This window comes from Massilia aurea (assembly GCF_040790145.1).
GTDB lineage: Bacteria > Pseudomonadota > Gammaproteobacteria > Burkholderiales > Burkholderiaceae_D > Telluria > Telluria aurea_C.
In genome coordinates this window covers 42,729-56,077 of the sequence record NZ_JBFMMP010000024.1, presented here as the reverse complement: position 1 = coordinate 56,077, position 13,349 = coordinate 42,729, and the positions used below count along the sequence as shown (strand labels likewise).

Genomic DNA, 13,349 nt, shown 5'->3' with positions numbered 1-13,349 from the left:
CTGGCGAAGACGTCGAGCTCATTTAGCCACAGTTAAAGCGTAGGGAAAAGACTGATAGCTGATCGCTTGTGTATGTCTGCTTTGGGTCGGTACCGGCCTGTGGCGGCTACCACTGGATTTTCAACTCGCCAACCTGCTATGCTGGCTCGACCGGCCGGATTCGGCCACAAGCCGCCAGTGCACCTGTGCACCTGTGCAGGGAATACAATTGTCCGGCGAGGCGCTTCGCCCGACGCCGACATCGTTAATCATGCCGCGAGCCTGACCTATCCATGTACCTGATCAACTCGAAGACCGGAAAACCTGTGGAGGTCACCGATGAGGGCCTTAAAGGGTATGGGAGTGGCGAAAAGCCGAAGCGATCAAGCTTCGGAGCGAGACCGAAAAGCAAGGACGACCAGACCGACCGGCCCAGCAAGCTTCCGCAACGGACTTTTGAGACGGAGGAGGCCCCGGCGCAGGATGGTGTGCCCAAAATCACACGCAGCTCCGACTACAAGAAGAAGGCTCCCAAGACCAGTTTCGGGACGAAAAAGCCTGCTCCTGGAGAATATGCAAGGACGTCCGACAAAAAGCCAAAGTACAAGGCGCGCGACCCGGCTCAGCCACAGCAAAAACCGAAGCAACCGGCGCACCAGTATGCCGGATGGCTCCTATCCAAACGGGAGTATTCGGCAGCCGTACTGCGGCGCAAGCTAGTCCTGCGAGGCTACAGCGAACAGGAGGCAGATGACGCACTGATACTCCTGCAGGGGTTGAATTACCAGTCAGATGAACGGTATGCGGAGATGAAAACCCGGCAGATCGAACCACGGGTCGGCGACGCGCGAGTCGCCCTGACTCTCCGACAGAAGGGTATCGACGAGCAACTTACGAAGGCAACCATCGAGCAACTGGAGCCGGAAGATGAGCGCGTTGTCGTTGTGGTCGAGAAGTTTCGCAAGGACATTGCACAGACGGGGATGACACAAGAACTGCGGCAGAAGGTATATCGCTTCCTGGCTTACCGGGGCTTCAGCGGCCATTCTATAAATATCGCCATGGAGCATCTGAAATCGGGGCCTGAATATGACTAGACGTTGCACTAGTAATGCGATGTGAAGCGATCAAGGCGCAGAAATTATTTCAAGATTTCCATGCGCGATTGTGGGTGACACGGCGTTAGAATCCCGAGGCGGTTTTTCTTGAGCCAATAATTTCCCGCTTGATACGCTGCCTCGGGGCGACGGGCGCTAACGGGTGCCTGGGAAATGATGTGCTTGGACCGGTTGGCGGCTACTAGCCAGAGCCAGGACAGTCAGCCACCTAGGGCGCACACAAGAATTTTCAAGTGAGCAATTCTGCCCGGTAGACTGAGGATGATGGAACTTCCGCTTTCGGCCAAAAGCAGACGTCCGCAAATAAGCGAACGTTGCTCCCTTTCATCGGTCTGTATCGTTCACAAATATTTTCAGCCAGAAAATGCTGGTTGACGTTTGACACTCTCTCGAGTCTTCATTCGGTCGAACCAAGCGAGCAAGGCCTCACACTCTTGGGGCACGTCCAGTTTGACGATCGCTGCGAAGACGAGTCCACCGATGACAGTAATGTCGGCCATCGAGAATTTTTCGCCAGCGATGTAAGGTTGCTGCTGGAGCAACTTGTCAAAATAGCGCATGCCGCGTACTGCCTTGTCGCGCTGGCGAAATCCCCACTCCGGATTCTGGTAAAGCTCTACCGAGGGCCCTAAGCCTGGTGTGCCGTGATGAAAGTAGGTGCTGATGGCGTCGAGCATCTCAATTTCCGCCCGTTTGCTCATCATATGAATGGTCCCCTGTTCTAAGGGGGTAGTGCCAGTAAGGCTGGGCGAGCCATCGAGTGTATCGAGGTATTGTGTGATGGCAGTGCATTCAGCGATGAGTGTGCCGTCTGCCAACTCGAGAACGGGTAACGTTCCCGAGTAGTTTTTCTGCTCGATGAAATCTGGTTTCTTGTGTTCGCCTTTATAGAGATCAACCATCTCGAAACGAACTTTGTCTTGTAGATTCTTTTCTGCGATGACGATCCGGACGCGCGTTGGGTAAGGCCCGACCGGGAAATCGTAGACGGTCATACTTTGGAGGTTGCTGGTCTCAGTGCTTGCAGCGAGTTTCGACATGGGATGCTCCTGAATTGTGGGAAATGGACAACCGCAAGCTGTTTTTACCTGACTAACGTTTGTTAGGTTAACGGTATTGCGATATAGTGTGCTTGTCAATGCCTTTTTTAGCAGGAGCAAGCGTGAAGATCGAAGCGGAAGCAAGTTCGAGGGGCAAGATCCTGTTCGAAGCCACCAGGATCGCGCAAGCACATGGTTACAGCGGATTAAATTTACGGACCCTAGCCGAGCAAGTGGGTATCAAGGCGGCAAGTCTTTACTACCATTTTCCAAGCAAGGCCAGCTTGGCTGCTGCGGTGGCGCGACGTTACGCGGAAGAGTCAGTAGCAAGGTTGGAAGCGCTATCGTTAGAAGCCAGTAACGCTGAAACCTGTCTGCGGCGTTATCCAGAGACATTTCGAAGGTCGCTAGAAAACGGTAACCGTCTTTGCCTTTGCAGCTTCATGGCGGTCGAGTACGACGACTTGCCCCCAGAGGTTCAGACAGCAGTACGGGTGTTCGCAGATGAAAACATCGCTTGGCTCAGTAAGGTGCTGCAACGTGCCGGGATGAAGCGCGAACATGCTGAAACGCGTGCGCAAGCGATTTTTGCGGCAGTTTCCGGAGCGCAATTAATGGCGCGAGGACGAGCTGATATTGCACTATTTGATTCGCTTATCGAAAGTTACCGTGTAGCGGGACTGCTTTGTTTAGAGAATGCGACCTAGCGGATAAAGAACAGGTTTGGTTAATCAACACGACTTCGACAAGCCTGGCATTGGTCGCAATGTCCGCTTTGGGTCGAAAGCAGCCTGTAGCGGCACATCGGGAAGCCGTTCAGATCGCCTCAAGCTTTTAAAGCTTCCAGATCACCCCGCATGATCTGCATCCTTGCGCCCCATCCCCAGCCCGACCCCGAAACCGGCCCCACCCGCATCGCCCCCACCGCCGCCTTTGCTCCCACCCCGATCAGCCTCCCCCCTGCCCCGCGCCGCACTCCCCTGCGTGCGCGTCGGCCCCTGCAACGGAATCATTACATCGGCCGGCATCGGTCCCAGGTCGAGCGCGCTGCGAATGAAGCTACGCAGGCTGATCACCAGGTCGGCCGTATGAATCGGGCGCCCGGCCGCCATGTCGGCCGCGGCCTGTCCCGCCAGCCGGCAATGTTCCTCTGTGCCCAGCAGCAGGATGTCCGCCAGCGCCGCTTCGACGGCATCGCGGATGCGGCGCGAGCGTTCGGAGCCGGCACTCTCGGAGATGAGCGCTGGCGCGCCATCCTCTGCCCCGGCACGCTCGCGCAGGTCGCGCAAGTGTGTCGGATCGACGGTCAACTGCCCGGTGAACGAGCCGCCCAGCGTGCGATAGGCCGCGATCAGGGTCTTGAGCCGCTCGTTGATCTGGCGGTTCATGCGCTCGCGCCGCTGCTGGACTGTCTGCATGATCAGGATGCGGATGCCCACACCCAGCAACGTGATAACGGCGAGTCCGATGAGCGTGGTCATTGCCCCTTGCCATGAACTGAAATCCATAGAACGCATTCTTGCCTCGACAGCCGTTGTCAACAATGCAGTGTACCCAGACAGCCGGCAACCACGCGACGCGCTTGACGATCCGGTACAACAGCCCGGCCCTTTGTCACACCCCTGTCATGACAGCACCCGATGATGGTCCAAAGTGAGCACCGGCAGGGTTGTCATGCCGGTTCGGCCAACGGCATCGAGGGGCGGTGCAGACCATGTACAACAGCGCTAAACGGCTACTCATTCTCGACGCGGACGGCACCACCATCGATGCTTTTTCCGCGATCGCCATGGCCTTCGGCCAGCACGGCTGCATGCTCGGCGCCGAGACGGCGTTCCAGAAGCGGCACCACCTGCTCAAGTACGTCGGCGGCCTGAAAGAGTTCCCGTCGATTATCAAGAAGAACCTGCGCAAGAACAGCCGCGCCAAACTGGTCGATACCCTCACCGACATTTATCGGCAGGAAGCCAGGCTGTATGACGGCATCCCCGACCTGATCCGCGAACTGATCGCGGCGCCCGATATCACGGTGGGCATCGTCACGCGCAATATCACGATCGAGCCGCTGGAAACCCTGCGCCAGCTGTTCCTGCGCCACGATATCGATATCGGCGAACTGGACTTCCTGGTCCATATTCCCTTGAAGGACAAGAAGACGGCGTCGTTCCGGGCCGTGCGCGACCGCTTCGGCGTCAATCCGGCGCGCGGCTATATCTGTGGCGACGAGCACAAGGATTTCACGGCGGCGGCCAATACCGGCATGCACCCGTTCATGGTCTCGTATGGATTCGAAGATTACGATCGCCTGACCAACAAATTCGCTATTCCGCCCGAGCTGATTTCACGCACGTCGGGCGAACTGTGCGGCCGCATCCGGCACGCGCTCGATCTGGCTCAGGCGCCGTACCAGAACAGCACTGCGCTGATCGCGCCGAACAGCCAGTAATCGATCGGCGCGCCGCACGCCCAGCGCTTGTGCCACGACACGTGCACCTGCTTGAAGCGGCGCCAGCCGAATGCCGGATTGATAACGAACCACAGGTAATCCTCGACGATCCAGAACAGCATGATCGACGCCATCACTGTCGCTTCGAGCTGCATTGACCATTGGCCCATGAAGAACAGCGGGAAGTGAAACACGAGCCCGATGAACGAGAACATCCACAGGTGGTAACCGGTCAGCGCCCGCCCGCCCCAGAAGATATCAAGCAGCAGATGCTGTTCAATGCGCCAGGTCGGCAGGTTCGCCGCCCAGCCGGCATCACCCTCGATTTCCACTTCCACGCGCGCGAACAGATAGGCCAATGCCAGTACGGACAGCAGCGTGCCAACCAGCCTGCCGGTCCCGGAAAATTCAAGGTACATAAGCCACTTCACTATTGCATGCGGATTGATACAAAACGGTTTCCATGACGTGGCGCGCAGCCTGCGGCCGGCCCAGCGCGCGGGCGCACGCGGCCATCTCGGCCAGTTTCGCCGGGTGCGCCATCAGGTAGCGGATGCGGTAGTCGAGCGTCGGCAAGTCGACCGCCTTGAGCGCGGCGCCATGCTCGAGCAGATAATTGGCGTTCTGTTCTTCCTGCCCCGGAATCGGCGCGTTGACGATCATGGGCAGACCCATTGCCAGGCACTCGGCCGTGGTGGCGCCGCCCGGCTTGGTGATCACCAGGTCGGCGCATGCCATCAGGCGTTCGACGCCGTCGGTAAAACCCTGCGCCGCGAGCCGGCCCGGGAAGCGCACGGCCAGGCGCTGCAGCGCGGCCAATTCGACGGCGTTCTTGCCGGCCAGGACGATCAATTGAAAATTTCCAGGAATGGCGAGTAGCTGCTGCGCCACAAGGCTCAGGCCGCCAAGACCGGCACCGCCGCCCATCAGCAGGAAGGTGGGCAAGTCAGGATTTAACCCAAGAGCCCGGGCGCATTCGGCGCGGTCGTGGGCGATTGCAAACGCGGGCATGGTGGGAATGCCGGCCACATGGATGGCGTGCCCGGCGATGCCCTGCGCGTACAGGCGAAACGCCACCTCGTCGTTGGCGGCGAAGTAGCCGGTGATGTGCGGCTGGATCCACATGCGGTGCAGGTCGAAGTCGGTCACCTGCACCCAGACCGGACAGGTCAGCGCCCCAGTGGCGATTTGCTGCGCCAGGATCTCGGCCGGCTGGAAGTGGGTGCAGATGACGGCGTCGGGCTTCAACGCCGCGATCTCGTTGACCAGCAGCCGGCTGTCACGCAGCTCGATCCACCGGCGCAGTCGGTTGATCGGGCCGTCAGGCCGGGCCGCATCGGTCCAGCGGTAGATGTGGCGCCACAACCCCGGCGCGCGGGTAATCAGGCGAATATAGAAGTCGGTATACACGCGGCGCAAGCGCGGCGTGGCGAAGGCCATCGCGTCCAGGTGAATCACCGTGGCATCAGGATAGTCGGCCGCAGCGCAGGCGCGGATGGCCTCGGCGACTCGGGTGTGACCGGCGCCGGCCGGCACGCTGAGCAGGACAATGGTTTTGCCGGCCATGCTGCGCTGGAGTTCGCCCTCTTTCACGAGGACTGCTTTCCGGCATGCGCCAACGTAACCGTCCGGTCTTGCGAATGCTTCTGCTTCATGCACACTCCATCGCAATGCTATGCGACGGAGTGTGCGGGTCGATTATGACCCGGCCATGACGGCCGTTACACTTCTACACCACGCTATTCCACGGCTTCGACAGCCGCATCGCGCAATTGATCAGGCCAACCATCGAATACGTCTGCGGGAAATTGCCCCACATCTCGCCCGTGACCGGATGCGTGTCTTCCGACAGCAAGCCCAGGTGATTACGCGCGGCCAGCATGGCCTCGAACACGACGCGCGCTTCATCCACGCGGCCGATCCGCGCCAGCGCATCGATGCGCCAGAACGTGCAGATATTGAAGGCGGTCTCGGGCTTGCCGAAATCGTCCGGCGCTTCGTAGCGGCGCATGTACGGCCCGTCGCACAGCGATTTTTCCAGCGCATCGACAGTGGCCACAAAACGCGGGTCCATTGGGTCAATGAAGTTGATCTCGGCCATCAACAGCACGCTGGCATCGAGGTCGCGCCCGCCCAGGCTTTCGGCGAATGCCTGGCGCTCTTCGCTCCACGCTTCGTTCAGCAGGCGATTGCGGATGATTTCTGCACGCTCGCCCCAGAACGTGGCGCGTTCGGGCAGGTTCAGCTCTTCGGCGATCTTGGCCAGGCGGTCGCAGGCCGCCCAGTTCATCAGCACCGACGAGGTATGCACGCGGGCGCGGGTGCGCAGTTCCCACATGCCGGCGTCGGGTTCGGCGTACAGGCGGAATGCCTGTTCGCCCACTGCTTCGAGTTGCACGAACTCGGCGTGTCCGGCTCGGCGGAACAGGCGGTGGTCAAAGAATGCCTGCGCCGCGCCCAGCACGATATTGCCGTACACGTCGTGCTGGAAGTGCTCCTGCGCCTGGTTGCCAATACGCACCGGCCCGTTGTTGCGGTAGCCGGGCAGATGCTCGACGATCGACTCGGGCAGCTCTTCTTCGAGCCCGATGCCGTACAGCGGCTGGATATGTCCGCCCTTGGCGCGCGCCACCACATTGCTCAGCCAGCGCAGATAGTCTTCCATCGTGCCCACTTCCGACAGGCTGTTCAGCGCACGAATCACGAAGAACGCGTCGCGCAGCCAGCAGTAGCGGTAATCCCAGTTGCGCTCGCTGCCCGGCGCTTCCGGGATGCTGGTGGTCATGGCGGCGATGATGGCGCCGGTGTCTTCGTACAGCGACAGTTTCAGCGTGATCGCGGCGCGGATCACCACGTCCTGCCACTCGAGCGGCAAGGCCAGGCGGCGCGACCATGTGCGCCAGTACGAGATCGTCTCGATCTCGAAGCGGTGTGCGGTGTCCTTGATGCCGTCGGCCAGTGTTTCATCCGGCCCGAGCATGAAGTTCAGCGGCCGGTCGAGCAGGAAGAACGATTCGGACAGCACGTAATTGAGCGACGCGTCGGTGTTCAGGCGCAGCGTCTGGTCAGGCCCGACGTAGCGGATGTGGTGGCTGCCCTGCGTGATTTCGGGCGCCTTGGCGCCGTACTGGAAACGCGGCCGCATGATCACGCGCACGCGCACGCCGCTGCCCAGCGGGCGCACGCGGCGCACCAGCATCAGGGGGCGGAACATGCGGTCGCGGCTCAGGAAGCGCGGTGCGAAGTCGGTGATTTCAATGCCGTTGCCGGCGCTGTCGAACAGGCGCGTGCGCAGCACCGCCGTATTCGGTTCATACACTTGCTCGCTGCGGGCGAAATCTTCGAGCTCGACGCTCCACAGGCTGCCATTCTCGCTCGGGTCGAGCAAGGCATTGAAGACCGGGTCACCGTCAAAGCGCGGCAGGCAGCACCAGACCATCCGGCCCATGCGGTCGACCAGGGCGCTGAAGGCGCAGTTGCCGATCACGCCGCAATCGAGCGAGCCGGTGGGCTCGATGGGGCCGTGCGATGCGAGCACATTCGGGATGCTTGCGCTCATTGCCGACTCGTGGGAATCATCATTCATGGTGTGTCCTTTTCAATGGTTGGCGTGGCGGCCGCTTGCGCCAGTAACTCTCGCAAGCGTTCCGCCGACGCGATGCGGCACTGGGCCACGGTGGGCCCCGGTCCGACCTTCAGGCCGATCCCGCCAATACTTTGTACGTGTGCGAAGCCGGCTTCATCGGTGGTGTCGTCGCCGACGAACAGGGGGCGGGAACCCACGAACGGCGCTTCGACCAGGAAGTCACGAATCGCCGTGCCCTTGCTCACGGCATTCGATTTGACCTCGACGATCATCTTGCCCTCCATCAGCAACAGGCCCGGGCTGGCCTCGACGGCAGCGCGCATCACGTCGGTGCACAGCGCCTGCAACTCGGGCGCCTGACGGAAGTGCAGCGCCAGCGCGCCGTGCTTCTCTTCGACCCACAGGTCGGGATGGCGCGCCGCCAGGCCCTGCGCGGCCTGGCGCACCAGGGCAAAGTCGGGCGCCGGCAGGCGCCGCACCACGCCGTCGATGCCGCGCCGCTCCATGCCATGCACGCCGGCAGCAGGAAATACGAGCGGCGCCAGCAACTTGTCGAGCTCATTGATGGGTCGGCCGGAGACGAGCGCCAGCCGCCCTTTCAGGCGCGCTTGCAGCAGCGGCAGCGCGGTGCGCAGCGTGTCGGTGACGATCACCTGGTCGGGCAGCGGCGCGATGTCGACCAGCGTGCCGTCGAAGTCGAGAAACAGCGCGCAATCGGGTGCGGCCAGCAGATCAAGGGCGGCTTGCAGATTGTCTTTCATGCGTCCCCCCTGCGCACGCGGTCCTGGCTCAGCGAAACGATGCGCGACTTGACGCGCTCGCGCTGGCGCAGGCGCGCCGCATCCTGCAGCATGCGGCCGGCCCAGCGATACACATTGAAGTCGCGCACCCGGCGGCGCATGCTGCGCATCCGTTCGCGCTGCTCGTCGCGCGGCATGCGCAGTGCCTGGCACAGCGCTTCGGCGCCCTCTTCGATGTGGTACGGGTTGACGATCAGCGCTTCATGCAGTTCGCGCGCCGCGCCCGTGAACTGGCTCAGGATCAGGGCGCCGCCCTCGTCGTCCCGGGCGGCGATGAATTCCTTGGCCACCAGGTTCATGCCGTCATGCAGGCTGGTTACGCTGCACACGTCCGATGCGCGGAAGTAGGTGCGCAGCTGACGCTGTTCGTGGTGCTCGGTTTTCAGCACGATTGGCAAGTAGGTGCCGCTGGCGTAGCGGTCATTGATTCGCTGGGCCAGGGCGCGCACGCGCGTTTCCAGGTTCTGGTATTCGTCGAGCGACGAGCGGGTCGGTGCGGCAATCTGCACGAAGGTGAATTTGCCGATCAGTTCGGGATACAGCTCGAACATGCGCTCGACCGCTTCAAAACGCTCGACGATGCCCTTGGTGTAGTCGAGGCGGTCGACCCCGATGCCAAGCAACTGGTCGGCCGGCAGCGACAGCGCCTGGCGGATTTCGGCGCGGCAGGCGGCGATGTCGGGTTCGCCCGGGATCTCGTCGGGCCAGGCAATGGAAATCGGGTACGGTTTTACCTGTGTCAGCTGGTTGCCATAGCTGACGGTCGACGCTTCGTCTTCGATGCGGGTTTCCAGGTAACGGTCGACCGTGTCGAGGAAGTTCTTGCGGTGGAACGGCGTGTGGAAGCCGAGGATCGTGCTGCCCAGCATGCCGTCGAGGATTTCTTCGCGCCATGGGCAGATGCCGAACGATTCCGGATTCGGCCACGGGATGTGCCAGAACGTGATGATGGTGGCCTTTGGCAGCACCGCGCGCACCATGCGCGGCAGCAGCGCGAAGTGGTAATCCTGCACCAGCACGACCGGGTTGTCCGAGCGCGCTTCGGCGATCACGGCATCGGCAAAGCGCTGGTTGACGCGCACGTATTCGGCCCAGTCGGTCGAGCGGAATACGGGGCGCACGTGGGCGATATGGCACAGCGGCCACAGGCCTTCGTTGGCAAAGCCGTAGTAATAGCCCTGCTCTTCTTCCTTCGACAACCAGACCCGGCGCAGCGTGTAGCTCGGGTGGTCGGGCGGCACTGGCACGTGGTCGTTGGCGTCGACCGTCTCGCGGTCGGCCGAGCCGGCGCCATGCGCGATCCAGGTGCCCGAGCAGGCGCGCATCACGGCTTCCACCGCCGTGACCAGGCCGCTGGCCGGGCGCTTGACTTTCACGCCATTGGGCGTGGCCTCGTGGATATACGGCTCGCGGTTCGACACCACCAGGATCTGGTCGCCGGCCAGGTCCTTGTTCAGCAGCAGCTTGAGCGTTTCGGGACTCCAGGCGGTCGACTCGACCGGGCTGGCGGCCAGCTCGCGCTGGTAATCGTTGAGCATGGCGCGAAACTCGCTGGCCAGCGGCGCCATGTCGCCTTCGACCGGCGCCGCTGCGGGCGTGCCGCGGCGCGGCGAGCGCGGCAGCAGTTCACCGCGCAGCATTTCGCGCATGCCGGCCACCCAGCCGTGCCAGCTCAGGTGGGCGATGATGACCGTGATCAGCGAGATGGCGCCGGCCATCAGCACGAACAGGCCGAGGATGTACTTCTTGGTGTCGGCGCTGCGGCGTTCGATGAAGCTCATGTCCTGCACCAGCACCAGACGGCCGGCGGAGGCGCCGTCCTGGATCAGCTCGCGCGTGGACACATGGACAGGACCTTGCGCCAGGCGCACCACGGGATTGGCCTCGCCCTCGGTGCTCTCACCCTGGCGGCAACCGAGCGTGGCCGGATAGGTCGTGGTCTTGTACAGCAGGATCCCATCGGGCGCGCACAGGGCCAGCGCATACAGGCGCTCATCCTGGATCGCACGCTCGAACGCGTCGTTGATGCGCTCGCCCGAACCGTCCTCGAGATACGTCAGCAGGGGCTGCTGCAGCGTGCTCGAGACCAGGCGCGAGCGCGTGTCGAGATCGCGCACGAACCAGCGTTCGGTCAGATTTTCCATCCAGGGAATGGCGAAGTAGCCGAACAGGGCCAGCACGAGGGCAAGGGGAACGATGAACCGCAGGGACAACTGAATCGATCTGAAACGCATGAAGCTCTTTCAATGGGACGAAGTCGCCGACCCGATTGATTATAGCTATCTAAAAATTATCTTGTCGCTATTGCACGCAACGGTGCCGAACGGGGCGAGATCGGCACTGAAAAGAGCGCGCGGCGGCATCCGCGCGCTCTCTTCACCTTCCAGCTTGACCCGGCACGCGCTTCATGACGAACTCGGCGCGTGGCTTGGCGTGCCGTTCCAGACGGTAGGTCAATGTCGAGCCATCCTCGCTCAGGGTCACGGTCCACAGGTTGGTGTCCGCACCGGGAACCAGTCTGGCAGTGTAGGCGTCTGCCAGGAATGCCTGCGAGCGCGCGCTGCCGCCGGCCTGCGCCATGCCGCCATACATCGTCACCTTGTCCGGCGTGCCGTCGGCGTGGCGGTGGTCGTGGCGCAGTTCCAGCCCGGCCGCAGGGCGTGTGAAGATCCAGGTGCGCGAGCGGTCTTCGCCAACTTTCACCGGCATGCGCACGTCGGCTGCGCTGCAGATAACCTCGGTCGAGATGGTCTTGTTGGCGAACTCGTTGTTCGGATCGATTGCATAAGTCTGGCCGCCCTCGAAGCGCTGGCCGCACATGGTCTTGAGCGTGGCCATGAAGCTGTCGCGGGGATCGACGAATGGTTGGGTAGCGGCGCACGCAGTCAGCAGGCAGGTAACGGCGAACGCAGGAAGCAGTAGATTCATCATGGTCCAGTAGGAAATAGGAGCAGCGAGCGTAGCATGTCCGCTGAATGGCAAACCATCAACCAAACCTACTTTATGGCAACAAAATTGCGCAATCTACAAAAATGAAAAATAAAGTGTCGCTATTTACATGACAAGCGTATGAAATTTGTCGAAAAATCTTACATTTATTTACCAATTTTGCGCCCGCGCAAATATTTCCTATAGAAATCAGTAGTTTGTTTTGCTGGCACAGTATGTGCATTACCTCGCATAGTCGTCGAAATATCGTTACGACACCCGATACAGGGGCTGCGACACCATTGCAGCGCCGTTCATCGTACATACTTGGAGCGCATCAGAATGAAGAAAGCACTTGTCGCATTGCTGGTTTCCGGAATGATGACTTCGGCCTACGCCGATGTCGTAATTAGTGAAGGTTTCGATGATGTAAGCAGCCTCCAGAGCAAAGGCTGGATTCTGGATAACAAGAGCACGCCGGCTGGCCAGACCGGCTGGTTCCAGGGCAACGTCGGGTTCACTGCCCAGGGCAGCTCGGATTACAGCTACGTCGCAGCGAACTATGGCAATGCGGCCGAAGGCGGCACGATCAACAACTGGCTGTACACCCCCGAATTCTCGACCGCGATCGGCGCGACGGTGTCGTTCTGGCTCCAGGCCATCGACGAAGTCGGCTTCAGCGACCAGATCGCCTTCGGCTTCACCGACGCCACCGGCGTAGTGACCGACCTGGTGCCGACATTCACCGTCGGTACCAATGGCTGGACACAATACTTTGCCCACATCGGCCCAAGCGCCGGCACCGGCCGTTTCGCCTTCCAGTACAGCGGCAACGCTGATACGTCGAGCTATGTCGGCATCGACTCGCTGGTCGTCAACGTACCTGAACCGTCGAGCATCCTGATCCTGGCCGCTGGCGCCATGGGCCTGGTGGCCGCACGTCGCCGCAAACGCGCCTGATCGCAGCACGCAACGTCGTCACCCGAAGCGCGCTGCGCTTCGCACCATTTGCATCGAATATGTTTTTCCAGGAGATAGTCATGTCCCAGAAACATCAAACCGGCCTGCGCGCACTGCGCGCCGCCGGCATTACCCTTGCCCTGATGGGCTTTGCCAGCCACGGCGCCGTCGCCCAGGAAGCAGCGCCTCAGTCGGCCGAATCGCTGATTGCCGTGAAAGATGCCGAAACCGGCAAGCTGCGTTCCGCCACTGCCGCCGAAGCGGCAGCGCTGACGGCAAAGCGCGCCAGCGCCATGGCACGTGTCGCGCCAAAGCCGACCCTGCAAAAATCCCACAGCAGCGGCGCGCGGGGCGCCCGCCTGACCGATGACTTCATGACCAGCTCGGTCGCCGTCGTGAATGCCGATGGCAGTCTCACCGTGTCGCACGGCGACGCCAAGAATGCCGAATCGACCGGCCACGTTCACACCATTACGCCTGTCACGGAGTAAT

General features: G+C 61.5%; 13 protein-coding genes. 5 read left to right on the top strand and 8 right to left on the bottom strand.

What is annotated here, in order from left to right; all coding sequences use genetic code 11:
* Positions 1-272: 272 nt before the first annotated feature.
* On the top strand, positions 273-1,076 hold the full coding sequence (locus AB2N08_RS21620) for a regulatory protein RecX (protein WP_367612966.1): 804 nt from the start codon (positions 273-275) through the stop codon (positions 1,074-1,076).
* Between the two features lie 374 nt (positions 1,077-1,450).
* Here the strand turns inward: AB2N08_RS21620 and AB2N08_RS21615 are convergent, their stop codons facing one another.
* Positions 1,451-2,137, bottom strand: coding sequence for a glutathione S-transferase (locus AB2N08_RS21615; RefSeq protein WP_367612965.1), 687 nt, complete (start codon positions 2,135-2,137; stop codon positions 1,451-1,453).
* 122 nt (positions 2,138-2,259) lie between these two features.
* Between AB2N08_RS21615 and AB2N08_RS21610 the strand changes: the two genes are divergently transcribed.
* A complete protein-coding gene (locus AB2N08_RS21610) occupies positions 2,260-2,844 on the top strand; it encodes a TetR/AcrR family transcriptional regulator (protein WP_367612964.1) in 585 nt (194 codons plus the stop codon).
* A gap of 141 nt (positions 2,845-2,985) precedes the next feature.
* Here the strand turns inward: AB2N08_RS21610 and AB2N08_RS21605 are convergent, their stop codons facing one another.
* On the bottom strand, positions 2,986-3,654 hold the full coding sequence (locus tag AB2N08_RS21605; protein ID WP_367612963.1) for a hypothetical protein: 669 nt from the start codon (positions 3,652-3,654) through the stop codon (positions 2,986-2,988).
* Between the two features lie 197 nt (positions 3,655-3,851).
* Between AB2N08_RS21605 and AB2N08_RS21600 the strand changes: the two genes are divergently transcribed.
* Positions 3,852-4,583 carry an HAD family hydrolase gene (locus AB2N08_RS21600; protein ID WP_367612962.1) on the top strand — a complete coding sequence of 244 codons (732 nt, stop codon included), beginning with the start codon at positions 3,852-3,854 and terminating at the stop codon, positions 4,581-4,583.
* Here AB2N08_RS21600 and AB2N08_RS21595 read toward each other — a convergent pair.
* The 6 genes from AB2N08_RS21595 to AB2N08_RS21570 form a co-directional block, all read right to left on the bottom strand.
* A complete protein-coding gene (locus AB2N08_RS21595; protein ID WP_367612961.1) occupies positions 4,532-5,002 on the bottom strand; it encodes a hypothetical protein in 471 nt (156 codons plus the stop codon). The genes AB2N08_RS21600 and AB2N08_RS21595 overlap by 52 nt on opposite strands.
* On the bottom strand, positions 4,992-6,149 hold the full coding sequence (locus AB2N08_RS21590) for an MGDG synthase family glycosyltransferase (RefSeq protein WP_441907838.1): 1,158 nt from the start codon (positions 6,147-6,149) through the stop codon (positions 4,992-4,994). Before AB2N08_RS21590 ends, AB2N08_RS21595 begins: the two co-directional genes overlap by 11 nt.
* 163 nt (positions 6,150-6,312) lie before the next feature.
* Positions 6,313-8,142 carry a glycoside hydrolase family 15 protein gene (locus AB2N08_RS21585; RefSeq protein WP_367612967.1) on the bottom strand — a complete coding sequence of 610 codons (1,830 nt, stop codon included), beginning with the start codon at positions 8,140-8,142 and terminating at the stop codon, positions 6,313-6,315.
* Between the two features lie 23 nt (positions 8,143-8,165).
* Positions 8,166-8,930: a trehalose-phosphatase gene (gene otsB, locus AB2N08_RS21580; RefSeq protein WP_367612959.1), complete on the bottom strand. Its 765-nt coding sequence runs from the start codon at positions 8,928-8,930 to the stop codon at positions 8,166-8,168.
* Complete coding sequence (locus AB2N08_RS21575; protein WP_367612958.1) at positions 8,927-11,203, bottom strand: alpha,alpha-trehalose-phosphate synthase (UDP-forming); 2,277 nt, start codon at positions 11,201-11,203, stop codon at positions 8,927-8,929. Before AB2N08_RS21575 ends, otsB begins: the two co-directional genes overlap by 4 nt.
* Before the next feature lie 142 nt (positions 11,204-11,345).
* On the bottom strand, positions 11,346-11,897 hold the full coding sequence (locus tag AB2N08_RS21570) for a hypothetical protein (RefSeq protein WP_367612957.1): 552 nt from the start codon (positions 11,895-11,897) through the stop codon (positions 11,346-11,348).
* Between the two features lie 342 nt (positions 11,898-12,239).
* On the opposite strand from AB2N08_RS21570, the gene AB2N08_RS21565 reads away from it, so the two are divergent.
* Both AB2N08_RS21565 and AB2N08_RS21560 read left to right on the top strand, forming a co-directional pair.
* A complete protein-coding gene (locus AB2N08_RS21565; protein WP_367612956.1) occupies positions 12,240-12,857 on the top strand; it encodes a choice-of-anchor J family PEP-CTERM protein in 618 nt (205 codons plus the stop codon).
* A gap of 80 nt (positions 12,858-12,937) precedes the next feature.
* Positions 12,938-13,348 carry a post-PEP-CTERM-1 domain-containing protein gene (locus AB2N08_RS21560; RefSeq protein ID WP_367612955.1) on the top strand — a complete coding sequence of 137 codons (411 nt, stop codon included), beginning with the start codon at positions 12,938-12,940 and terminating at the stop codon, positions 13,346-13,348.
* Position 13,349 lies beyond the last annotated feature (1 nt).

Excerpts from the sequence above, each read along its gene's own strand:
- AB2N08_RS21605 (WP_367612963.1), bottom strand. The coding sequence starts at position 3,654 with ATGCGTTCTATGGATTTCAGTTCATGGCAAGGGGCAATGACCACGCTC.
- AB2N08_RS21590 (WP_441907838.1), bottom strand. The coding sequence starts at position 6,149 with ATGGCCGGCAAAACCATTGTCCTGCTCAGCGTGCCGGCCGGCGCCGGT.
- AB2N08_RS21595 (WP_367612961.1), bottom strand. The coding sequence starts at position 5,002 with ATGTACCTTGAATTTTCCGGGACCGGCAGGCTGGTTGGCACGCTGCTG.
- AB2N08_RS21570 (WP_367612957.1), bottom strand. The coding sequence starts at position 11,897 with ATGAATCTACTGCTTCCTGCGTTCGCCGTTACCTGCCTGCTGACTGCG.
- AB2N08_RS21575 (WP_367612958.1), bottom strand. The coding sequence starts at position 11,203 with ATGCGTTTCAGATCGATTCAGTTGTCCCTGCGGTTCATCGTTCCCCTT.
- AB2N08_RS21600 (WP_367612962.1), top strand. The coding sequence starts at position 3,852 with ATGTACAACAGCGCTAAACGGCTACTCATTCTCGACGCGGACGGCACC.
- AB2N08_RS21560 (WP_367612955.1), top strand. The coding sequence starts at position 12,938 with ATGTCCCAGAAACATCAAACCGGCCTGCGCGCACTGCGCGCCGCCGGC.
- otsB (WP_367612959.1), bottom strand. The coding sequence starts at position 8,930 with ATGAAAGACAATCTGCAAGCCGCCCTTGATCTGCTGGCCGCACCCGAT.
- AB2N08_RS21615 (WP_367612965.1), bottom strand. The coding sequence starts at position 2,137 with ATGTCGAAACTCGCTGCAAGCACTGAGACCAGCAACCTCCAAAGTATG.
- AB2N08_RS21565 (WP_367612956.1), top strand. The coding sequence starts at position 12,240 with ATGAAGAAAGCACTTGTCGCATTGCTGGTTTCCGGAATGATGACTTCG.
- AB2N08_RS21620 (WP_367612966.1), top strand. The coding sequence starts at position 273 with ATGTACCTGATCAACTCGAAGACCGGAAAACCTGTGGAGGTCACCGAT.
- AB2N08_RS21585 (WP_367612967.1), bottom strand. The coding sequence starts at position 8,142 with ATGAGCGCAAGCATCCCGAATGTGCTCGCATCGCACGGCCCCATCGAG.